Source organism: Arthrobacter sp. 10L430 (genome assembly GCF_056395245.1).
Map to the genome: position 1 here is coordinate 427,441 of NZ_JBFTJD010000001.1, position 21,862 is coordinate 449,302.

Here is a 21,862-nt window from a genome sequence, read left to right on the forward strand (position 1 = left end):
GGGTAAAGTAATTACTCGTGCTGAGGCGCTCGGAGCGCAGGATTGGTCCTGCTGAACCGGCCCGAAAGTTCCATTGGGATATGGTGTAATTGGCAACACTACGGTTTCTGGTACCGTCATTCTAGGTTCGAGTCCTGGTATCCCAGCTCTGAAAAATCCGCGGTGTTCCGCAGATTTTCGGGAGTTTCAAAGAGAATCGTCAATTTGAAACACAAGCTGAGTGTATGAAAGAATCACTTGGCTGGCCGGCAGAAATGCTGGTTGGAAAGTACGCGGCCCCATCGTATAGCGGCCTAGTACGCTGCCCTCTCACGGCGGTAACGCGGGTTCGAATCCCGCTGGGGTCACCAATGATCAGGCTCCGGGCAGCAGCCCGGGGCCTGATCTGTTTAACCGGCCCCAGGTGCCCGGCGGATCGATTTGACTGGCCGGCCAGCGCTCCGGCCATGCCTGACCCGCAAAATTCCCCAAACTGGCATGATGATGCTGTGACCTCCTTCACCGAGCCTCCGCGGCCTGACGGGCCGCCCCAGAGCCAGAAGACAGTAGAGCAGTCAGCTGGCGCGGTCGCGCTTCTGGAGTCCGTTCACGGCGACCTGGCTTCAGTATCGCTGCCGCTGGCGCTTCCCGGCGTGGAGCAGGCAAGGTTGGAGATCCGCAATTCGGTAGCCCAACTCGATGACTACATCCTCCCGCGGTACCGGAGCCTCGACGCTCCGCTGCTGGCCGTTGTCGGAGGTTCGACCGGCGCGGGCAAATCTACCCTCGTGAACGCGCTCGTTGGGCACCCCGTGACGCGTGCCGGAGCCATCCGACCCACTACACGCCAGCCCATACTCCTGCACCACCCCGGAGATGCCCCCTGGTTTGAGGACCAGCGCGTTTTGCCGAGCCTCAGCCGCATCCGGGGCTCGGTGGTCTCCACCCAGGTGCCTGCCAATCAGGCCGGTCCCACGCCGGACGCGGCTTCGATCTCGTCGCTGGTCCTGGGGGGAGACCCCGCCGTGCCGCAGGGAATTGCGCTCCTGGACGCGCCGGACGTCGATTCCATCTCAGATGACAACCGTAAGCTGGCCAACCAGTTGCTGGCGGCGGCCGACCTCTGGATTTTTGTGACCACCGCCAACCGTTATGCAGATGCAGTCCCTTGGAAGCTGCTGCTTAACGCAGCGTCGCGGGACATCATGGTCGCCGTGGTCCTCGACCGGGTCCCCCCGGCGGCCGAGGCCGAGGTCAGCGAAGACCTGCTTGCCATGCTTGCCCGGGAGGGGCTCGGCGAAGCCGGACTGTTCGTCATTCCGGAAGTTTCCCTGGACCGGTTCGGCATGCTGCCCGCGGCCGCCGTTGAACCGCTCAAGACGTGGCTGGGAAATCTCGCCGCCGACGCCGCCGGGCGGGCAGAGATTGCCCGACGCACGCTCAACGGAACCGTCCAGGCCCTGGGCCAGCGCGTCCACCGCGTGGCTGAGGCCTCGGGGGAACAGAGCCGCGCCGCGGAGATTCTCGGCGACGACGCCCGGGCCGCCTACAAGGACGCTGTGACCCGGATCCTCAACGCCACGAAGGACGGCGCGCTCCTGCGCGGTGAGGTGCTGGCCCGCTGGCAGGACTTCGTGGGCACGGGAGAGTTCTTCCGGAGCCTGGAGCAGAACATCGGACGGTTCCGGGACCGCATGGGGGCATTTTTCCGCGGTGAACCGGCTCCGGCCATCAAGGTGGAAACCGCCATCGAGACGGGGCTGCAGGCAGTCATCGTTGATGAAGCCGCCAACGCGGCGGAGGACACGGACCGGCGCTGGCGCTCGGATCCTGCGGGGCGACAGTTGCTGGGCACGGACGACCTCTCCGGAACCAGCCCGGGGTTTGCAGCCGAGGTGGCCGCGGAAATCCGGGCTTGGCAGGAGCGTCTGATGGAACTGATCCGGACCGAGGGCCAGGGCAAGCGGACGCAGGCCAGGTGGCTGTCGTTCGGCATCAACGGCCTCGGCGCCGCGCTGATGATTGTGGTCTTTTCCATGACTGCAGGCCTGACCGGACTTGAGATCGGCGTGGCGGGCGGCACCGCCGTCGTCGGTCAGAGGCTGCTTGAGGCCTTCTTCGGCGAGGACGCCGTACGCCGTCTCGCCCAGACCGCCCGAGAAGATCTCCACTCCCGCTGCCAGACGTTGCTGCAGGGTGAACAGCAGCGCTTCCTGGACCGGCTGGCATTTGACGGCGGCGCATCGGCCGAAGTACTTGCCGGCCATGCCCGGTCTTTGGCCCGGCTGGCGGGCGCCGCATGAGCCGCCACAGCGTGGTCAAGGAAGCAACGCAGCTGCAAAGCCGCCTTGAAGCGCTGAACAATGCCCGCGAGCTGGCCCGAGGGGTCCTGCCGGCTGAGGCGTTGGATGAGGCGTTCCAGGTCCTGGAGCGCGCCAGTTCGCGGCGGTCACTTTCAGCCGACCATACCGTCGTGGGATTTTTTGGGGCAACGGGAAGCGGCAAGTCAACCCTTTTCAATGCCGTCCACGGAGCAGAAATCGCGACGGCGGCCGCCCGCCGGCCCACTACCTCGGAACCTTTGGCGAGTGTCTGGGGAGCGGACGGCAGCGAGACGCTGCTCGACTGGCTGGAGGTGCGCCAGCGCCATCACGCTGTGCCAGTGGAGGGATTCGCGGACGAATCAAGTGGGCTCATACTTCTTGACCTGCCGGACTTCGATTCGACGAGGGCCGCAAACCGCGAGACCGTGCAGCGGCTGGTGGGTATGGTTGACGTCCTGGTGTGGGTGCTGGATCCGCAAAAGTACGCCGACGCCGCCGTCCACAATGACTTTCTGGCCCCGTTGGCGTCACACGGCGCCGTGACCCTTGTGGTGCTGAACCAGATCGACCGGCTCCCCGACGCCGATGTGCAGCCGGTCCTGGAGTCGCTCAGGGGCATCCTCGTCCGCGACGGGCTCGGCAAGGTCCAGGTTCTGGGGGCTTCGGCCCTTACCGGGGCGGGGGTGGACAAAGTCCGGGCGGCGATCGGCCACGTGGCGGCACAGCGGGCGGCCCTGTCACTGAGGCTCTCCGCGGATGTCTCAAGGGCGTCCGCACGGCTGCAGGATGCGTCCGGGACCGGCGAGGCAGCCGGCGTGAAGGGCGGATCGAAGGCGCGGCTGGCGGAGGAGTTGGCGATCGCGGCCAACGTCCCGCTGGTTGTCGATGCCGTAGGCCGCTCATACCGGCAAGAGTCCACCCGGCGCACAGGCTGGCCGGTGACAAGGTGGCTGGTCCGGTTCCGGCCGGACCCGCTCCGGCGCCTGAACCTGCGCCGCGGCACCAATGCCGAGGTGAACAGGACCTCGCTGCCTCCTGCAGGTGCCCCGGAACGGGCCAGAACGGACGCTGCGGTCCGTGACTTTGCCGACGCCGCGAGCGACGGCGCACCGGGCCCGTGGCGGGCGTCGATCCGGAACGCAGCCCGACAGGGGAGGGACAGGCTCCCGGATGCTTTGGACCAGGCCATCGCCGGTGCCGACTTGAGAGCGGGACGGAGATCCTGGTGGTGGGGCGTTTTCAACGTGGTCCAGTGGCTGGCGCTGCTGACGGCCGTGGGCGGACTGGGGTGGCTCGGCCTGCTCGCAGTCCTCGGCTATTTGCAGTTGCCGATCCCGGAGGTGCCCCGCGTGGAGGGCTGGCCCATCCCCACCCTCATGATTGCCGGCGGCGCGGCGCTGGGCATCCTCCTGGCGATCACCGCGAAATTCATTACCGCCGGCGCGGCCCGTGCCCGGGCGGCGTCAGCGCGCAAGCGCCTCAAAACAGCCATAGCGCAGGTCGCGGCGAAACATGTGGTGGAACCCGTGGAAACCGAAATCAGCCGGCTAAAGGCCTTCAACGCAGCGGTCAGGGCCGCCGGCAGATGACCCGACGCCAGGGTGGCTTTTAGGCCCCGGCGTCCTGGAGTGCGGCTGCAGCATCCCGGACCTTGACCATGGTGCGGAGGTTGCGGGTTGTGGTGGAAACCTTGTACTTCGGCTTGGCCGTCAGCTTGCTGAAGGGGCTGTCCAGGGTACCGCCCGCCGGTGCCAGCCAGGCCAGGGCCTCCGGGCCCAGCCTCTCCTGCTCCACGCCGACCCATTCGCCGCCGCCCAGTGCCTCCGCGGCCGCGACCAGCTCGTCCAGTGCGGCGGTATCCGAGGTCAGGGTGAGGTACGTGTGGGTGGTTTTGTCGTCCGCCCGATAGCGACAGGCTGCCACCAGTTCGGCAACACGGGAGGACGTCAGCACCACAACCCAGGCGTCATAGCCGAAGGATTGCCTCAGTGCCGCCTCGAATTCCTTTTTGACGTCTCCGGGAGCAAGGTCACTGGCCAGCACGACGTTGCCGCTGGCCAGTAGCGTCTTCACACCGGTGAATGAGGACGCCTTCAGGGCTTCCTTGAGGTCCGCCATCTTGATGTTGATGCCGCCCACGTTGATGCCGCGAAGGAACACTGCGTAGCTGGTCATGGGCCCACACTACTGCCGGATTGCGGCTGACAGGGGCGTGGGCCGCCGGTGGTCCTATTCTGCGACGCCGGTATGCTCGCCGCAGTCTTGGTGGTTGCGCGAATTGATCAGGCGGGTTTGGCTGACTTTTCGGGTCTTGCTGGTTCCGGACGGCGTGGTTCCGGGCAGCGGAGGTGCCGTGGAGTGATAGCTGTGGCCGGTGGGGGTCCGGAGTTCGATCGTGTGCCGGGGGCCGGGGCTGGGTTGGGCCTTCCATCCTGGGAGTTCTTTGGTGTGGTTGCAGGCTTCGCACAGCCCGGCCGCGTTTCCGAGGCTGGTGGTCCCGCCGGTGTGCCACGGTACGACGTGGTCGTGATAGCGGATGGGCGCGTCACAGTACGGGGTGCGGCAGGTGTCATCGCGGGCCTCGATGAAGCGCCGCAGACCGGCTGGGAACAGGCGCGCCCGCGTATCCATGGCGACGAGGTCGCCGGTCCCGGGGGCGGTGTAGAGCCGGCGGAGCCAGACATCGAAAGCTGCACTGTGCCCAGAGTCCTCCCGCCGGCCCGGGTCTGGGCCGTCACCCGTTGTGGGATCGTCCTCCCGACCGCGCCCGGGCCGGCCCAATTGTTGCCCTTGGTCGTCGACGGCGGACCGGTCGGTAGCGGACAGGCATGCCGTTTCTTTGACGAGCAGGGTGGCGCGCCATTCGTTGAGCTGGCCGCTGTCCAGGGCGGCCAGGGTGTGCGGCATCTCGGTCACGAGTGCCTTCGCGAAGCCGAGCAGCCGGCTGCCCCGGTTGGGGGATTCGCGGCGGGCGAGGGCGATCTGCGCGGCCACGCCCTGGCCCCATTCCGCGGCCGGGACCCCTGCCCGGGCCTGGCCCCGGCGCTGGGAGGCATCAAAGGCCACGGCAATCCGGGCCTGCAGCCCGGCGATGACGCATTTGAGGTCCTCCAGGCCCGCCAGCTGATCGATCAGCCCGGCATTGTCCGCGCGAAGCCGCAGCGAACCCGCCGCCGCGATCAGGTCCTGCACGCAGGCACAGCTCGAAGCGGAGCTGGACGCAACGGTATTCGAGCCGGCGGTGTCCGACTCGGCGTCGTCTTCAAACGCGGCCCCGGCAAAGGCAGGGTCTGCAAATGAGGTATCGGGAAAAGGATCCTCTGGAAAAGTGGCGTCTGGAAACCCGTCGTCAGGGAAAGGGTCGAGTGGAAACGCGTCGACGGGAAAATCAGCGTCCGGGAAATCGGCGCCGGGAAAATCGCCCCGGGGAAGAGCGCAGCCGCATTGCAGCGCTGCCTTCGTCAGGTGCGTTTCCCCAATTCCATCCATAAACACAGTCTGCCAAGGGGCACAGACAATTTAGGGTCGGGGCCGGTACCAGCTAAGAGAGTTTCCAATAGCTGGCCAAGCCCCACGAGCGCTGTGCTGTTCCGAGGGCAGGAAGCCTGCGATATCCGGCCCAAGGTGGACTAACCCGGCACTCGCCTCAGTCGTTGTTCTTGCGGAGCGCTTCCGTCAGGACCCGGGCTGCGTTGCAGACCACCTCGGCGTGCAGGCGGCCGGGCTGGCGGGTGAGCCGCTCGATGGGGCCGGAGATGGAGACGGCGGCGATTACACGGCCGGAGGGACCGCGGACCGGCGCCGAAACCGAGGCGACCCCCGGCTCCCGTTCACCGAGGCTCTGACCCCAGCCCCGCCGTCGTACTCCCGCCAAAACGGTGGGAGTAAATCGCGCGGACTGGAGTCCTTCCAGCAGGCGGTCATGGTCCTCCCATGCGAGCAGGACCTGGGCGGCGGAACCCGCCTTCATGGACAGCTGAGTACCAACCGGGATGGTGTCGCGGAGGCCGATGGGCCGCTCGGCAGAGGCGACGCAGACGCGCCAGTCGCCCTGGCGGCGGAAGATCTGGGCGCTTTCGCCCGTGGCGTCTCGCAGCTGCATCAGCACCGGACCCGCTGAGGCGATGAGCCGGTCCTCGCCGGCGGCCGAGGCAAGCTCCACGAGGCGGCTGCCGAGAACAAACCTGCCCTGGATATCGCGGCTTACCAGGCGGTGGTGAACCAGCGCCAATGCGAGCCGGTGCACGGTGGGCCTTGCCAGTCCCGTGGCAGCAACGAGCTGTGCCAGAGTCGTTGGTCCGGCCTCGAGCGCGTCAAGCACCTGGGCCGCTTTATCAATGACACCGACTCCACTAGAATTGTCCATGTAATGATATTGCCGTCTCATTATCTGAGATGCAAATCTTTTGACTGGCTTATTACACGGCTCTGCTGCTTCAGTGGAAGTAACAGCCAACAGCAGTGAAGGGAGATGGCCATGGCAAACACATTGGCCGAGAAAGTCTGGGACGCGCACGTGGTGCGCAAAGGCGACGGCGATGGCGCCAACGCCCAGCCGGACCTTCTGTACATCGACCTTCACCTCGTCCACGAGGTGACGTCCCCGCAGGCCTTTGAAGGGCTCCGCCTGGCCGGCCGCAAGCTGCGCCGCCCGGACCTCACCATCGCCACGGAGGACCACAACACTCCCACGCTGGACATCGACAAGCCAATCGCCGACCTCACCAGCCGCACGCAGATCCAGACGCTGCGCAACAACTGCCAGGAGTTCGGGGTGCGCCTGCACTCTCTCGGCGACGCCGAACAGGGCATTGTGCACGTGGTGGGTCCCCAGCTGGGCCTGACCCAGCCCGGCATGACCGTGGTCTGCGGCGATTCGCACACCTCAACCCATGGCGCCTTCGGCGCGCTGGCCATGGGCATCGGCACGTCCGAGGTGGAGCACGTCATGGCCACCCAGACCCTGTCCCTGAAGCCGTTCAAGACCATGGCTATCAATGTCGAGGGCACCCTCCGTCCCGGCGTCACAGCCAAGGACATCATCCTTGCAGTGATCGCCAAGATCGGCACCGGCGGTGGCCAGGGCTACGTCCTGGAGTACCGCGGATCGGCCATCCGGGCACTGTCCATGGAAGCGCGGATGACCATCTGCAACATGTCCATCGAGGCAGGGGCGCGCGCCGGCCTGGTCGCTCCGGACGAAACCACCTACGCATACATGAAGGGCCGCCCGCACGCACCGGAAGGTGCCGACTGGGATGCCGCCGTCGCATACTGGTCCACCCTGCGCAGCGACGATGACGCCGTCTTCGATGCCCAGGTGGACCTCAACGCCGACACGCTCGAGCCGTTCGTCACGTGGGGCACCAACCCCGGCCAGGGCGTCCCGCTGTCGGACAAGGTCCCTTCCCCCAACGACTTCGGCGATGAGAACGCCAAGGCGGCAGCCGAACGTGCGCTGCAGTACATGGGCCTGGAGGCAGGGACACGCATGAAGGACATCCGGGTGGACACGGTCTTCCTGGGCTCCTGCACGAACTCCCGCATCGAGGACCTCCGGGCCGCGGCTGACATCATCCGCGGCCGCGAGAAGGATCCCAAGGTCCGCATGCTCGTGGTGCCGGGCTCGGCCCGCGTCCGTCTGGAAGCGGAAGCCGAGGGCCTGGACCGGGTGTTCAAGGATTTCGGTGCAGAATGGCGCTTCGCCGGATGTTCCATGTGCCTGGGCATGAACCCGGACCAGCTTGAGCCGGGGGAGCGCTGCGCATCCACGTCCAACCGCAACTTTGAAGGGCGCCAGGGCAAAGGCGGACGAACCCACCTGGTGTCGCCTGTGGTGGCAGCTGCCACGGCAGTGCGCGGAACGCTGAGCTCGCCGTCGGACCTTGATCCGGCCCCGGAATCCGCCGCCCTCCAGACGACCGACGCAGCCTAGGAAGACCCCCATGGAAAAGTTCACCACCCACACCGGAATCGGCGTCCCGCTGCGCCAGAGCAATGTTGACACCGACCAGATCATTCCGGCGGTCTACCTCAAGCGGATCACCCGCACGGGCTTCGAGGATGCACTGTTTTCAGCCTGGCGGAAAGACCCGGCGTTCATCCTGAACCAGGCACCCTTCAACGCCGGCTCCGTGCTGGTGGCCGGGCCCGACTTCGGGACCGGCTCCTCCCGCGAGCACGCAGTCTGGGCGCTCAAGGACTACGGCTTCAAGACCGTGCTGTCCTCCCGGTTCGCCGATATCTTCCGCGGCAACTCGGGCAAGCAGGGACTCCTGGCTGCCGAACTGGCGCAAGATGACATCGAACTGATCTGGAAGGCACTCGAGAACGCCCCCGGCACCGAGGTGACCGTGGACCTCGTGTCCAAGACCGTCATCTGCGGGAACGTGGTTGCTCCATTCTCGATCGACGATTACACGCGGTGGCGCCTGCTCGAGGGCTTCGACGACATCGGCCTGACGCTGCAGCACGAGGAAGACATCACCACCTACGAGGCCACCCGGCCGGCCTTCAAGCCGAAGACCCTGCCGGCCAGGCTTTCCTAGGTCCTGTTACCCAGTCGGAGGCCCGTCGCACGAACCTGCGGCGGGCCTTTCCGTTGCCGGGCCCGTACGGGTGAATACTGTATTGAGCCCCCTGTGGATCCACTCCCTGGCCCGCGGGGCCTGGCCGCAGGTCCCGCGGAGGCGGCTTTCACAAGGGGCCGTATTTCGGTTCGGTAACGCAAGCTCATATGCTTAGCTGGTGCCTTTGTAAGGATTTGGGGACGAGTAGTCGTGAGGAAACCGGTAAATGAGTAGTGTTCTGACAATCCGCGGAGGCGTCCCGCTAACTGGCCGTGTCAAGGTCCGCGGTGCAAAGAACCTTGTGCCCAAGGCCATGGTGGCGGCGCTGCTGGGCAATGAGCCTTCGGTGCTCCGGAACGTTCCGGAAATCAAGGACGTCGAGGTTGTCACCAGCCTGCTCCAGCTCCACGGGGTCACCGTGGAGAAGGATCCCGTGACCGGTGATCTCACCCTGGATCCGAAGGACGCCAAGACGGCGCCGAGCACGGCCATTGACGCCCACGCCGGTGACTCACGCATCCCGATCCTGCTGTGCGGCCCCCTGATCCACGCCATCGGTGAGGCTTTCATCCCCGATCTCGGCGGCTGCAAGATCGGCGACCGCCCGATCGACTACCACCTGAACGTGCTGCGCCAGTTCGGCGCCGTCGTGGAGAAGCGCCCGGGCGGCATCCACATCTCCGCGCCCAAGGGACTCCACGGCGCCAAAATCTCCCTGCCGTACCCCTCAGTGGGCGCTACGGAGCAGGTCCTCCTGAGTGCCACGCGCGCCGAAGGCATCACCGAACTCTCCGGCGCGGCTACCGAGCCCGAGATCGTGGACCTCATCGCTGTGCTGCAGAAGATGGGCGCCATCATCAGCGTCCAGACGGACCGCACCATCCGCATTGAAGGCGTCAGGGACCTGGGCGGCTACAACCACCGGGCACTCTCTGACCGCAACGAATCTGCGTCCTGGGCTTCCGCTGCCCTGGTCACCCGCGGCGACATCTTCGTTGAAGGCGCTTCCCAGCGCGACATGATGACCTTCCTGAACACCTTCCGCAAGGTGGGCGGCGGCATGGACATCGGTGACGACGGCATCCGGTTCTACCACCGCGGCGGCAAGCTGAGCCCGCTGGTGCTCGAAACCGACGTCCACCCGGGCTTCATGACGGACTGGCAGCAGCCGCTTGTTGTGGCACTGACGCAGGCCGAGGGCGTTTCGATCGTGCACGAGACCGTGTATGAGAACCGATTCGGCTTCACCGACGCCCTGATCCGGATGGGAGCCAGCATCCAGGTCCACCGGGAATGCCTGGGCAGCGTACCGTGCCGTTTCGGGCAGCGGAACTTCCTCCACTCAGCCGTCATCTCCGGCCCGACGCAGCTCAAGGGCACCGACATCGATGTTCCGGACCTGCGGGGCGGCTTCAGCCACCTCATCGCAGCCCTGGCCGCCACCGGCACGTCCCGGGTGACGGGTATGGACATCATTAACCGCGGCTATGAGCGCTTCAATGAAAAGCTCGCAGGCCTGGGCGCCGATTTCGACATCACTGCTGCGAAGTAGCGTGCCCCTGTGAAGGAATCGGCCAAGAGCCACATCACGTTCGTGATCATCGCCGGGATTGCCCGGCCCCTCCTGACACTGATGATGAACAAGAAATGGGAAGGCACAGAAAAACTTCCCGCCGGCGGTTTCATTGCGGCACCCAACCACTGCACCGAGATCGATCCGCTGGTCGTCGGGCACATGCTCTACAACCAGAAGCGCGCCCCGCACTTCCTCGCCAAGGCAGGCCTCTTCAAGGTGCCGGTCCTCGGTAAGCTGCTCCACGCCGTCAAGCAGATTCCGGTGGAACGCTCGACGGCGGGTGCCAACCGCTCCCTGCAGCTCGCCCAGGAGATCGTGGCAGAGGGCGGGGCGATTGTCATCTACCCGGAGGGCACGCTGACGCGGGATCCGGACCTCTGGCCCATGAAGGGCCACACGGGCGCTGCCCGGCTGGCACTCGAAGGTGGTATCCCCGTCGTGCCCATGGCCCACTGGGGCGCCCACGAGGTCTTCCCCCGGTATGCCAAGCGTTTCCAACTTTTTCCGCGGAAAACTTCCAGGATCCTGATTGGCGATCCCGTGGATCTTTCCCGCTTCGAGGGCCGGCCCAGGGACAAAGCCACCCTGACGGAGGCCACCGAGGCCATCATGGATGCAGTCACCGGCCTTCTGGCTGAACTCCGCGCTGAGCAGCCGCCCGCCAAACGCTGGGACCCGGCTGCGCACAACCAGACGAAGCACGGCCGCGACGTGGAGCGGGGCGGACAATGACGCCTGAGCGGGCCCGGCCCGGTGCCGCGGTGTCGGTGGCGGTCCTCGGCGCAGGCTCGTGGGGAACCACGTTCGCCAAGATCCTCGCCGACGCCGCCACAGCCTCGGGCGTCGACCGCCGCATCCGGCTTTGGGGCCGGCGCGCGGAAGTCGTAGAGCAAATTAACCGGTACCACCGCAACCCGCAATACCTCGCCGACGTCGAACTTCCGCCGAGCATCACGGCGTCCACCGACGTGGCCGAGGTGCTCGCCGGAGCAGACCTCGTGGTCCTCGCCGTTCCGGCGCAGTCGCTGCGCCTGCAGCTGCGCGAATGGAAGCCCCTGCTGGAGGCGGACGCCCTGGTGGTGTCCCTCATGAAGGGCCTCGAACTCAGCACCGACGCCCGCATGAGCGAAGTCATCGGCCAGGAGCTGGATATCCCCGCCAACCGCATCGCCGTGGTGTCCGGGCCCAATCTGGCCATGGAAATCGCCCGGGAGGAACCCACGGCCTCGGTCGTGGCGTGTCCCGACTCGGCGGTCGCCGGCTGGATCGCCAGGAGCTGCACCTCTCCGTATTTCCGCCCTTACACCACCTCGGACATTGTGGGCGTCGAGATCGGCGGCATCGTCAAGAACGTCATAGCCCTGGCGGTGGGAATCTGCGAGGGCAAACAGATGGGCGATAACACCAAAGCGTCGGTGATCACCAGAGGACTTGCGGAGACCTCCCGCCTGGCTCTGGCTCTGGGCGGCGAAGCACAAACCATGGCGGGACTCGCCGGGTTGGGGGACCTCGTGGCCACCTGCTCGTCGCCGCTGTCCCGGAACCACACTGCCGGCCGGCTTCTCGGCCAGGGACTCACCCTGGATGAAGTCGCCGAAAAGATGACCCAGACGGCTGAGGGCATCAAGTCCGGGCAGGCTGTCCATGAACTTGCCGGTAAGCTCGGCGTCGAGATGCCCATCACGGCAGCCGTCGTCGCCGTGCTGGCCGGAAAATTGTCCGTTGACCAACTGGGGCCGCTACTGCTGGCCCGGGAACTTAAATCCGAAGGCGATTACTGACAGTGTCGGAAGAAAACTTGACCGCAGCGGACAACGCCCAGACGAGCAGGCCCCGCGTTGCGGTGCTCTTCGGCGGGCGTTCGAGTGAACACGCCGTCAGCTGCGTCACGGCAGCCGGGGTGCTGGGCGCAATCGACCGCAACAAATACGACGTCATTCCCATCGGGATCGCCAAGTCCGGGCAGTGGGTTCTTGCTGCGGGGGACACCGGGCAGTGGTCACTTTCGTCGACCTCCCTGCCCGAGGTTGCGCCGTCGTCCCAGACCGTGACACTCGCCGAAATCGGCGGGGAGCACCAGCTTATCGTGGCCTCGCCCAACGAGGTGCCGCAGGAACTCGGCACGGTGGACGTGGTTTTCCCGCTGTTGCACGGTCCGTTCGGCGAGGACGGAACCATCCAGGGCCTCCTGGAGCTTTCCGACACGCGATACGTGGGTGCCGGGGTACTGGCGTCCGCCGTGGGCATGGACAAGCATTTCATGAAGGTGGTCTTCGAGGCCGCCGGACTGCAGGTTGGCCCCTACATCGCTGTGACGGACCGGCAGTGGCGCAACGATCCCGAATCGGTGCGGAAGCGTGTCGACCTGCTCGGTTACCCCGTGTTCGTCAAGCCCGCCCGCGCCGGATCCTCCATGGGTATCTCAAAGGTGGATCGCCTTGAGGACCTCGACGCGGCCATCGAGGCCGCCCGTGAACACGACCCCAAGCTCGTCATCGAGGCCGGCATCGTCGGCAGGGAAATCGAGTGCGCCGTGCTGGAAGGCCGGGGTTCCGATGCACCGCGGACGTCCCTGCCTGGAGAAATTTCCGTGGCCGCCGGTGACCATGAGTTCTACGACTTCAACGCCAAGTACGTGGATGACGCCGCCGCACTGAGCTGCCCCGCGGCTATGCCCGAGGAGGCTATAGCCCGGGTGCGGGAGCTCGCCGCCGTGGCATTCGACGCAGTCGGAGCCGAGGGCCTGAGCCGGGTCGACTTCTTCTACACCGCCGACGGCGCGCTCATCATCAACGAGATCAACACCATGCCTGGATTCACGCCGAAGAGCATGTATCCGCAGATGTGGGCCGCCTCGGGGCTGAGCTACGCGGAGCTGATCGACGAACTCATCTATCTGGCGCTGAAGCGCAAAACCGGTCTCCGCTAGGACGCGCCGCTGGCCGGGCCCGTCCGGCCCCGGGTCCTGACCATCTCTGGTCGAGCCTGTCGGGACCTACTTGCTGGTGGGCAGGTCCTGAAGGTCTTCCTGGCCAACGCAGTTGCGGCTTGCCTTGATTTTCCCGGCAGCCCCGGAGAGGTCGGCCAGCACAGTCGCCGAGCTGATCTTGTTCGGGTCCATCAGGATTTCCGTGGCCGGTTCGCGGCCGAAGGTGGTCAATGTCCACACGGGATTGCCCTCCTTGATGACCCAGTCGACGTCATTGACGCTGACACAGCGGTCCGTGGTGGGCCCGGGTACGTTGACTCCGCACCGCAGGATCACTTGGGAGGGATCACCCCATGCGGCCGTCGCCTGGCTGTTTGTCTTGCGGAGGCGGGCATCGCCAATGGCGTCAGGGAGTGCCACCATCATGGGAGCGCAGGCCGGGTTCGCGGCGTCGGCGGCGGGCGCAACATCGACGGCGGGGGAGCAGCCGCCCAGCGCAAGGGCGGCGGCTGAAGCCACGGCCAGAACTGACCAGGTGCCGGGCCGGCTGGCCGGTCCGGGGACCCGAAGGTTTCGGGCTGTTCGGGCTGATCCAGGCGTGCGGCGGCAGTGCATGCGTTAACCCTATCCCGGAGTCAGGACCCGAATTGCCGTGAGGTCACCGGCGCCCCGGATGCCGGGAAACAATGTCGTCCCGTCGCGGTAGCGTAGTGGCGTGCCCCAATCACCACTGACTGTCGCCGAACTGTCCGAAGCCGAGTTGCTCACGCGGATCTTCCCGCGGCTGGAGCTGAACGCCGTGCACAGCGCGGCCGTTCTCCTGGGTCCTGGCGATGATGCCGCCATCGTTGCCGTGCCGGACGGCCGGACAGTCATCAGCATCGACACCCAGGTACAGGACCAGGATTTCCGGCTCCAGTGGAACAACGGCTATCGGACCACCGGCTACGACGTGGGGTGGAAGGCGGCAGCCCAGAACCTCAGCGACATCAATGCCATGGGCGCCACCGCAACCACGCTCGTGGTCAGCCTCACCATGCCGGCCGACACTCCGGTTGAATGGATCGAGGACCTGGCGGACGGGCTGGCCGCGGCCATCGGAAAGCTCGGGGCAGGATCATGCTCTGTCGCTGGAGGCGATTTGGGCCGCGGGGGCGAGCTGTCCGTCACTGTGGCGGTTCTCGGCACGCTCAGCGGAGGTCTGCCCGTACTGAGGTCCGGGGCAACGGCCGGTGACACTCTGGCCATTGCCGGCAATGCCGGCTACGCCGCTGCGGGGCTCGCACTCCTGGAGTCGAACCACCCTGTGGCATCGCTGGCCCCGGAACTGAGGCTGTTCCTGGATCTCCAGTGCCGCCCCGAGCCGCCCCTTGATGCCGGGCCAGGGGCGCGGACATCAGGAGCCACCGCCATGATGGACATTTCGGACGGGCTCGTGCGGGACGGCACCCGGCTCGCTGTTGCGAGCAACGTCGTGCTGGACCTTGATCCCGGGAAGCTGAAGCAGCTGGCCGCGTCACTGCGGCCGGCCGCCGCGCTCCTGGGGGCCGATCCCTTGGCGTGGGTGCTGGGCGGCGGAGAGGACCACGGCCTGCTTGCTACATTCCCCGCGGACATTCAGCTGCCTCCCGGGTTCACTGGGATAGGCTCAGTACAGGCCCGCGGTTCGAATGAAGCGGCGGGCGTTACGATCGCGGGACGGCCCGCTGACTCCGTGGGATGGGATCACTTTGCAGACTAAGATTGCCGCTAACGCGCAAGCGATGAAGCGGTGGTTGGGCAAGGCCGAAACAGCCCTGGGGAACCACAGTGACCGCCTCAATGCGATCAACATCTTCCCGGTGGCCGACGGCGACACCGGCACCAACCTTTACCTGACAGTCCGGGCAGCGGCCCGTGCGCTTCAGGAGTCCCCGCCGGAAACGTCGCAGAGGGCCAGCATTCAGCTGGTCCCGGCCCAGAACGACGTCGGTGCGGTCCTCGCCAAAGCCGGGCAGGCCGCGATGGAGCAGGCCAGGGGAAACTCCGGCACACTGTTCTCGGTTTTCCTGTGCGCCGCCGCCGAGCCCTTGTCGGGGCACATGCGGCTCACCGCCACGTTGCTGGCCGCGGCCCTCAACCGGGCGCAGATCCGGGCCTGGTCGGCGCTCAGCGACCCTGTGCCCGGGACCATGCTGTCGGTCATGGAGGCAGCCGCCCGGGCAGCGGCCGCCGTCGACGCCGCCCAGAACGGGAATGACAGCAACCACGCCCTGGGCCTGGTGCTGGACGCCGCAGTTGAGGCAGCACTCGAGGCCGTCGTCCGCACCGAGGGCCAACTCGATGCCCTGCAGGCCGCCCACGTCGTGGACGCCGGCGGCGTGGGGATGCTGCTGATCCTTGATTGCCTGCGGTCGGCGGTACTCGGCGGGGAACTCCAGAGTGAACTGCTGGACGGCCTGCACGGCTACGACGTGCAGGACCCCCACATCCACGCGGACCTGCCGGATGACGACGGCGTGGAGGTCATGTGCACCATCAGCCTGTCGCCGCTGGACGCGGCCACTCTCAGGCAGCGCCTCGACGAGCTCGGGGATTCTGTGATCATGAGCCAGGTGGGGCCGTCTCCGGATCAGGAAGGCCGGTACCGCTGGCGGGTCCATGTGCACGTCCTGGAGCCAGGTCCCGCCCTGGAGATGATCGGTTCCCTCGGCGAGCCCACCGGCGTAACAGTCAGCGAGCTGGCACTGCCACGAGACCCCAACCCGGTGGAGGCTGATGTCCGGAGCCTCGAGGGTTGATGAAACACAGAGGGCCGATGAACGCAGAGGAAAGATGAACACCGAGCTTGAACTCGGCCTGGAGCGCCGGATGGGCAAACGCTCCGCAGCCGTCGTCGAAAAACACCTGGGGATCACCACGGTTGGCGGCCTGCTCAACTACTTTCCGCGCCGCTATCTGAGCCGGGGTGAGCTCACGCCCATCAGCGAGGTTCCCCTGGACGAGGAAGTGACACTCATCGCAAGGGTCGTCTCGAACAGCACCCGGCAGATGCGAGCCCGGCGCGGTTCCCTGACCGACGTCGTGATCTCCGACGACGCCGGTGCCGGCAACTCAGTCCGGTCTGCGGGGGCCGGCCTGCCGGGCACCCTGAAAGTCAGCTTCTTCAACGGCTTCCGGGCCAAAACCGAACTCCAGCCCGGCCGCCGGGCCATGTTCTCCGGAAAGGTGACCCGCTATGGCGGATCGCTGGGGCTGACCAACCCCGATTTCCTGTTGCTCGACGAGGACCCGGACACTCCGGGGATGGATCCGGAAAAACTGGCCGCCATGCCCATCCCGGTGTACCCGGCAACCGCGAAACTCACCAGCTGGTCAATCCAGAAGGTGATCGCGACGCTCCTGGACACCGTTGACCTGGATGACCTGCCGGACCCGCTGCCCGCAGGCATCTCTGCGCGCGAGAAGTTCCTGCCCGTCGCGGAGGCCTACCGCCTGATCCACGCGCCGCAGACCCCTGTGGACTGGCAGCGCGCCCGGGACCGCTTCCGGTACCAGGAGGCCCTGGTGCTCCAGTCTGCCCTTGCCCGGCGCCGCGCCCAGCTCGCCGCCGAGGAAGCAACAGCCCGCCGGCCCCTGCCCGACGGACTGCTGGCTGCCTTCGACCGCCAGCTGCCGTTCACCCTCACCGGCGGACAGGCCGCCGTGGGCAAGACGCTCTCCGGTGAGCTGTCACAGGACGGACCGATGAACAGGCTGCTGCAGGGCGAGGTGGGATCAGGCAAGACCATCGTGGCGTTGCGGGCCATGCTCCAGGTCGTCGACGCCGGGGGACAGGCTGCCCTGCTGGCACCCACGGAGGTCCTCGCAGCGCAGCACTTTGACTCCATCCGGCGGACGCTCGGGCCGCTGGCCGCCGACGGGCTGCTGGGCGGCCTGGGCGACCACACGGTCCAGGTCAGCCTGCTCACCGGTTCCATGCCCACCGCCGCCCGCAAGCAGGCGCTGCTCGACGCCGCCTCCGGCACCGCCGGCATCGTCATCGGCACCCACGCCCTGCTCAGCGACAACGTTTCCTTCTACGATCTCGGCCTCATCGTGGTGGATGAGCAGCACCGCTTCGGCGTGGAACAGCGCGACGCCCTGCGCGCGAAGGCGAGCAAGCCCCCACACCTGCTGGTCATGACCGCCACCCCCATCCCCAGGACGGTGGCCATGACCGTCTTCGGTGACCTCGAAACGTCCGTGCTGGACGAGCTGCCGGCAGGCAGGGCGCCCATCAGCACGCACGTGGTGGGCCTTGCGGAGAACCCCGGCTGGGCAGGCCGGATCTGGTCGAGGGCCCGGGAAGAGATTGACGCCGGGCACCAGGTCTATGTCGTGTGCCCCAAGATCGGAACGGACGACGACGGCGACTTCAGTCCCGGCGAAGCGGAACCCGGCGCCGGGGAACTGGAGGGGGACGGTGCCGCACGCGAGCTGGCCTCGGTGACAGGCGTCGTCGAACATCTCCGCGAGGAACCGGCCCTGGCGGGTGTGCCGCTGGCACCGCTGCACGGGCGCCAGGATCCCCTCGTGAAGTCAGAGACCATGGCCTCGTTCACGGCCAACGAGACCAAATTGCTGGTGTCCACCACCGTGATCGAAGTGGGTGTGGACGTGCACAACGCCACCCTGATGGTCATCCTCGACGCGGACAGGTTCGGCATTTCGCAGCTCCACCAGCTGCGCGGACGGGTGGGCCGCGGTGGGCTGCCGGGAACCTGCCTGCTCGTCACCACGCTTGAACCCGGCCACCCCAGCCGCCGCCGGCTGGATGCCGTGGCCGCCACCACAGACGGGTTCGTACTCTCCCAGGAGGACCTGAAACTGCGGCGGGAGGGCGACATCCTAGGCGCGTCCCAGTCCGGCGGCCGGTCAACGCTGAAACTGCTGAGAGTGCTGGAACACGAGGACATCATCGCCCGCGCCCGGCAGGACGCCCAGGACATCGTCGGCAGCGACCCGTCGCTCGCGGACCACCCGGCACTGGCGGAGGCCATCGACGATTACCTGAACCCCGAGAAGGAGGCGTTCCTTGAACGTGGCTAGCAGCACCGATGCGCTGGGACCCCAAGCAGCGGCACGCCGGGCGGAAGCGGGGCCGGCGGCATGAGCCGGATCGTGGCAGGGGCTGCGGGAGGAACGCCGCTGGTCAGCGTGCCGGGTTCGCTGACGCGTCCCACCACCGACCGCGTTAAGGAAGCCCTGTTCTCCCGGCTGGACGCCTTCGATGTGCTGGCTGGCTCCCGCGTGCTCGATCTGTACGCGGGCTCCGGCTCACTGGGCGTGGAGAGCGCCAGCAGGGGCGCCCAGGCTGTCGACCTCGTCGAATTTGCCGACCGGGCGAGCGCCGTGTGCCAGCGGAATGCGGACCTGATCAACGGTGTGCTGGGCCGGAAGACGGTCACCGTACACCGCTCGCGGGTTGAGTCGTTCCTGGAGCGGACGGCTGATGGAACCCGGTGGGATGTGGTTTTCCTGGACCCGCCGTACCCGCTGGACGAGCCGGCCCTGGCCGCAGTCCTCGGGAAACTGGCCCGCCACCTGGCGCCGGGCGCGGTGGTGGTGGTGGAAAGGTCGTCAAGGACGCCGGAGCCGTTCTGGCCTGCAGCCCTGGAACGCTTCGCGGAGAAGAAATACGGCGAAACCCGGCTGTGGTTCGCCGAGCCCGTCAGCGACCACCAGGTGGACGTCGTTCCGGAGGCAGAGGACTGAGCCTCAGCCTGACAGCTGATCCAGGTCGACTCCCGCCAGTACCTTGGCCGGGTGCGGCCCGCGGGCTGTCAGGGCGGCCGTCCATTCGGGCGGCCATGGCTTCTGCGTGCCGGCCAGGATGATGTTCCCGGGATACCGGCCGGTGAACATGCCGGCTTCGGCGAAGGCGGCCACATCGGTCATGGCACGCCGCAGGGCCGCGACCTGGCTGCGGACCAGGGTCAGGCCAGGCTCGTCACCGACGTTCACGATCAGCACGCCGCGCGCCGACAGCCGTGCCGCGCATTCCTTATAGAACTCCTGGCAGGCGATATGTTCCGGAGCGTCGGGGCCGGAGAAGATATCCAGGATGACGACGTCAAAGCGCAGGTCCGCGGGCAGCTCCGCCAGCGCTTCGCGGGCGTCGCCGATAACCGTGTGCAGTTCGGTGCCTTCGGGCAGCGGTAGCTGCTCCAGCACGAAGTCCAGAAGCTCCCGTTCAAGCTCCACTGCGTACTGCACGGATCCCGGGCGGGTCGCCTGGATGTACCGGGCCAGGGTCAGCGCGCCGGCTCCGAGATGCAGGGCAGTGACCGCCTCCCCCCAGGGCGCCGCGAGGTCCACCATGTGACCGATCCGGCGCAGGTACTCGTAGAAGATGTCTTCCGGGTCCGCCAGGTCGACGTGTGACTGCTCGGCCCCGCCGATGCTGAGCACGAAGCCGCCGTCAGTGAACGGGTCCGGTTCTATGACGGCATGCTGGCCGGTGGTGCGGAGAAAACGCGACACCGGCGAGTGACCTTCCGCCACCGTCAGAGCCTGTCCCGCAAGGTCGCCAGCCTGGTGGCCGCTTCTTCCAGGACCTCGGTCTTCTTGCAGAAGGCAAACCGCAGCAGGCTCCTCGTTCGCTCGGCCCCCTCGGGGTGGCAGAACACAGGAACGGGAATGGCGGCCACGCCCACGAGCTCAGGCAGGCGCCGGGCGAGTTCCACGGAATCACTGATCCCCAGGGGAGACGTGTCGACATTCACGAAATACGTGCCCTGCGGCGTGAACACGTCCAGGCCCGCCGCCCTGAGACCGTCACTCAGGATGTCGCGTTTCTTTCCCAGCGTGGCGGCGACGCCGTCGTAGAACGCGTCGGGCAGCCCCAGCCCGGCCGCAATCGCGCTCTGGAAAGGCGTGCCGGAACTGTAGGTGAGGAACTGCTTCACGGTCCGGATGGCAGACACGAGGTGCTCCGGCCCGCTCAGCCAGCCAACCTTCCAGCCGGTGAAGGAGAAGGTCTTGCCGGCCGAGGAGATGGTGACGGTCCGCTCCGCGGCACCCGGCAGGGTTGCCACCGGGATGTGGCCGACGCCGAACGTGAGGTGCTCATAGACCTCGTCGGTGACGATGAGGGCGTCATACTTCCGGGCCAGTTCGACCACGCGCTGCAGGACGTCCGCCGGAAAGACGGCGCCGGTGGGGTTGTGCGGATTGTTGAGCAACACCACTTTGGTGCGGCTGCTGAACGCATTTTCGAGTGCCGCGAGGTCAGGCATGAAGTCAGGGGCGAGCAGCGGCGCCGTGACATGCGTGGCACCGGAAAGGCCGATAATCGCGCCATAGGAGTCGTAGAAGGGCTCAAAGGTCAGGACCTCGTCGCCGGGGCCCACAAACGCCATCAGCGATGCGGCGATACCCTCGGTAGCGCCCGTAGTGACGATGACCTCGGTGTCCGGATCCGGAGCCAGTCCGTAAAAGCGCTGCTGGTGGGCGGAGACAGCCTGCCTCAGCTCGGGGATGCCTTTGCCCGGTGCGTACTGGTTAGAGCCCTGGGCGATCGCCGCCTGGGCGGCTGCCTTGATTTCCGCGGGGCCGTCTTCGTCCGGGAACCCCTGGCCGAGGTTGATGGCGCCGGTCCGGACGGCCAGAGTGGTCATTTCTTCGAAGATCGTGACGCCCAGGGTTCCGTCGGAAGCCAGGAGGTTCGCCCCCATGGCCGCCCGCTGCCAGGGCGCCGGAAGTGTCTCTGCCATTACGTTCCCGCCTGTCCGGTCAGCCCACTTTCCTGCGCGGCTGATGCATCCAGTCATGGTATCCCGGCTTGGACATACGGTAGGTTCGGAGCATGAGACGCGCCGTATGCCCAGGCTCCTTCGACCCCATCCACAACGGACACCTTGAAGTCATCGCCAGGGCCGCGAGCCTCTTCGACGAAGTGATCGTGGCCGTGTCCACCAACTACGCCAAGAAGTACCGGTTCACGCTGGAGGAACGGATCGAGATGGCCAAGGAGACGCTGGCCTCCCTGCGTGGCATCGTCGTGGAGCCTGTCGGTGAAGGCCTCCTCGCCGAGTACTGCCGCCAGCGCGGCGTGTCCGCCATCGTCAAGGGCCTGCGCTCGTCCTCGGATTTTGACTACGAGCTGCCCATGGCCACCATGAACCGGCAACTGAGCGGCGTGGAGACAGTGTTCCTGCCCGCTGAGGCGCACTACCTGCACCTGTCCTCGACACTGATCAAGGAAGTGTTCACCCTGGGCGGGAACGTGGCCGAATATGTGCCCCGGTCCGTCCTGAAACGGCTTGTCGCGGGTGGGCCTGCCCCGGGCCAGCCGTCGAGAGGGTAGGCTTGACCGGTACATTCCGGCTTTCCGCCGGTTGTGTGGTGCTTTTCCCGGTCGCATGGCGGCTGGCCTTAGCTCCTCCGCTTTGCCGGGGCCGGCCTCCGGTTTGAGTCCCCCGAGGACTTCAGGCTAAGATAATACGTCGGTCATATGTTCAAC

Annotated in this window: 19 protein-coding genes and 2 tRNA genes; 15 read left to right on the plus strand and 6 right to left on the minus strand. The window is 66.6% G+C overall.

The annotated features are described in order from the left end of the window. The first annotated feature begins 74 nt into the window (after positions 1 to 74). From AC1DDG_RS01920 to AC1DDG_RS01935, 4 genes are all read left to right on the plus strand, one after another. Positions 75 to 146 (plus strand) — tRNA-Gln (locus AC1DDG_RS01920). Positions 147 to 274: 128 nt separating this feature from the next. Beyond that, a tRNA-Glu gene (locus AC1DDG_RS01925) sits at positions 275 to 350 on the plus strand. A 138-nt stretch (positions 351 to 488) separates the two neighbouring features. After that, entirely contained in the window at positions 489 to 2,282 is a 1,794-nt protein-coding gene (locus AC1DDG_RS01930) for a dynamin family protein (RefSeq protein ID WP_476874756.1), read from the plus strand. Beyond that, positions 2,279 to 3,892 (plus strand): GTPase, encoded by a 1,614-nt coding sequence (locus AC1DDG_RS01935; protein ID WP_476874757.1) that lies wholly within the window; start codon positions 2,279 to 2,281, stop codon positions 3,890 to 3,892. The genes AC1DDG_RS01930 and AC1DDG_RS01935 overlap by 4 nt, the downstream gene beginning before the upstream one ends. Before the next feature lie 19 nt (positions 3,893 to 3,911). Here the strand turns inward: AC1DDG_RS01935 and AC1DDG_RS01940 are convergent, their stop codons facing one another. From AC1DDG_RS01940 to AC1DDG_RS01950, 3 genes are all read right to left on the minus strand, one after another. Further along, positions 3,912 to 4,478: a DUF1697 domain-containing protein gene (locus tag AC1DDG_RS01940; protein WP_476874758.1), complete on the minus strand. Its 567-nt coding sequence runs from the start codon at positions 4,476 to 4,478 to the stop codon at positions 3,912 to 3,914. Between the two features lie 54 nt (positions 4,479 to 4,532). Continuing rightward, positions 4,533 to 5,792, minus strand: a complete 1,260-nt coding sequence (locus tag AC1DDG_RS01945) for an HNH endonuclease (protein ID WP_476874759.1) — start codon at positions 5,790 to 5,792, stop codon at positions 4,533 to 4,535. 157 nt (positions 5,793 to 5,949) lie between these two features. Beyond that, positions 5,950 to 6,669, minus strand: a complete 720-nt coding sequence (locus AC1DDG_RS01950) for an IclR family transcriptional regulator (protein WP_043420062.1) — start codon at positions 6,667 to 6,669, stop codon at positions 5,950 to 5,952. Positions 6,670 to 6,780: 111 nt separating this feature from the next. Between AC1DDG_RS01950 and leuC the strand changes: the two genes are divergently transcribed. The 6 genes from leuC (at position 6,781) to AC1DDG_RS01980 (ending at position 13,377) form a co-directional block, all read left to right on the plus strand. Continuing rightward, on the plus strand, positions 6,781 to 8,238 hold the full coding sequence (gene leuC / locus AC1DDG_RS01955; RefSeq protein ID WP_230116832.1) for a 3-isopropylmalate dehydratase large subunit: 1,458 nt from the start codon (positions 6,781 to 6,783) through the stop codon (positions 8,236 to 8,238). A 10-nt stretch (positions 8,239 to 8,248) separates the two neighbouring features. After that, positions 8,249 to 8,851, plus strand: coding sequence for a 3-isopropylmalate dehydratase small subunit (gene leuD, locus AC1DDG_RS01960; protein ID WP_230116831.1), 603 nt, complete (start codon positions 8,249 to 8,251; stop codon positions 8,849 to 8,851). Positions 8,852 to 9,098: 247 nt separating this feature from the next. Beyond that, positions 9,099 to 10,424 (plus strand): UDP-N-acetylglucosamine 1-carboxyvinyltransferase, encoded by a 1,326-nt coding sequence (murA, locus tag AC1DDG_RS01965; RefSeq protein WP_230116830.1) that lies wholly within the window; start codon positions 9,099 to 9,101, stop codon positions 10,422 to 10,424. 9 nt (positions 10,425 to 10,433) lie between these two features. Then, positions 10,434 to 11,180 (plus strand): lysophospholipid acyltransferase family protein, encoded by a 747-nt coding sequence (locus AC1DDG_RS01970; protein WP_476874760.1) that lies wholly within the window; start codon positions 10,434 to 10,436, stop codon positions 11,178 to 11,180. Continuing rightward, entirely contained in the window at positions 11,177 to 12,229 is a 1,053-nt protein-coding gene (locus AC1DDG_RS01975) for an NAD(P)H-dependent glycerol-3-phosphate dehydrogenase (RefSeq protein WP_476874761.1), read from the plus strand. Before AC1DDG_RS01970 ends, AC1DDG_RS01975 begins: the two co-directional genes overlap by 4 nt. Before the next feature lie 2 nt (positions 12,230 to 12,231). After that, complete coding sequence (locus AC1DDG_RS01980; RefSeq protein ID WP_476874762.1) at positions 12,232 to 13,377, plus strand: D-alanine--D-alanine ligase family protein; 1,146 nt, start codon at positions 12,232 to 12,234, stop codon at positions 13,375 to 13,377. Between the two features lie 66 nt (positions 13,378 to 13,443). Here AC1DDG_RS01980 and AC1DDG_RS01985 read toward each other — a convergent pair whose 3' ends face one another. Then, positions 13,444 to 13,992, minus strand: coding sequence for a DUF3515 family protein (locus AC1DDG_RS01985; protein ID WP_476874763.1), 549 nt, complete (start codon positions 13,990 to 13,992; stop codon positions 13,444 to 13,446). Positions 13,993 to 14,092: 100 nt separating this feature from the next. Here AC1DDG_RS01985 and AC1DDG_RS01990 point away from each other — a divergent pair, with 100 nt between their 5' ends. Genes AC1DDG_RS01990 through rsmD form a run of 4 tightly spaced genes read left to right on the plus strand, consistent with a single transcriptional unit; the run spans position 14,093 to position 19,113 of the window. Further along, a complete protein-coding gene (locus tag AC1DDG_RS01990) occupies positions 14,093 to 15,118 on the plus strand; it encodes a thiamine-phosphate kinase (RefSeq protein ID WP_476874764.1) in 1,026 nt (341 codons plus the stop codon). 22 nt (positions 15,119 to 15,140) lie between these two features. After that, complete coding sequence (locus AC1DDG_RS01995; RefSeq protein WP_230117040.1) at positions 15,141 to 16,157, plus strand: DAK2 domain-containing protein; 1,017 nt, start codon at positions 15,141 to 15,143, stop codon at positions 16,155 to 16,157. Between the two features lie 34 nt (positions 16,158 to 16,191). Next, positions 16,192 to 18,447 carry an ATP-dependent DNA helicase RecG gene (locus AC1DDG_RS02000; protein ID WP_476874765.1) on the plus strand — a complete coding sequence of 752 codons (2,256 nt, stop codon included), beginning with the start codon at positions 16,192 to 16,194 and terminating at the stop codon, positions 18,445 to 18,447. 60 nt (positions 18,448 to 18,507) lie between these two features. Then, positions 18,508 to 19,113 (plus strand): 16S rRNA (guanine(966)-N(2))-methyltransferase RsmD, encoded by a 606-nt coding sequence (gene rsmD / locus AC1DDG_RS02005; RefSeq protein WP_230116823.1) that lies wholly within the window; start codon positions 18,508 to 18,510, stop codon positions 19,111 to 19,113. Between the two features lie 3 nt (positions 19,114 to 19,116). Here the strand turns inward: rsmD and AC1DDG_RS02010 are convergent, their stop codons facing one another. Next, a complete protein-coding gene (locus AC1DDG_RS02010; protein ID WP_290369692.1) occupies positions 19,117 to 19,881 on the minus strand; it encodes a spermidine synthase in 765 nt (254 codons plus the stop codon). A 23-nt stretch (positions 19,882 to 19,904) separates the two neighbouring features. Then, the gene (locus tag AC1DDG_RS02015) at positions 19,905 to 21,113 is read right to left on the minus strand and encodes an aminotransferase class I/II-fold pyridoxal phosphate-dependent enzyme (RefSeq protein WP_230116821.1); all 1,209 of its coding nucleotides are present in this window, start codon (positions 21,111 to 21,113) and stop codon (positions 19,905 to 19,907) included. A gap of 92 nt (positions 21,114 to 21,205) precedes the next feature. On the opposite strand from AC1DDG_RS02015, the gene coaD reads away from it, so the two are divergent. Next, entirely contained in the window at positions 21,206 to 21,706 is a 501-nt protein-coding gene (coaD, locus tag AC1DDG_RS02020) for a pantetheine-phosphate adenylyltransferase (RefSeq protein ID WP_230116820.1), read from the plus strand. Positions 21,707 to 21,862: the final 156 nt, after the last annotated feature.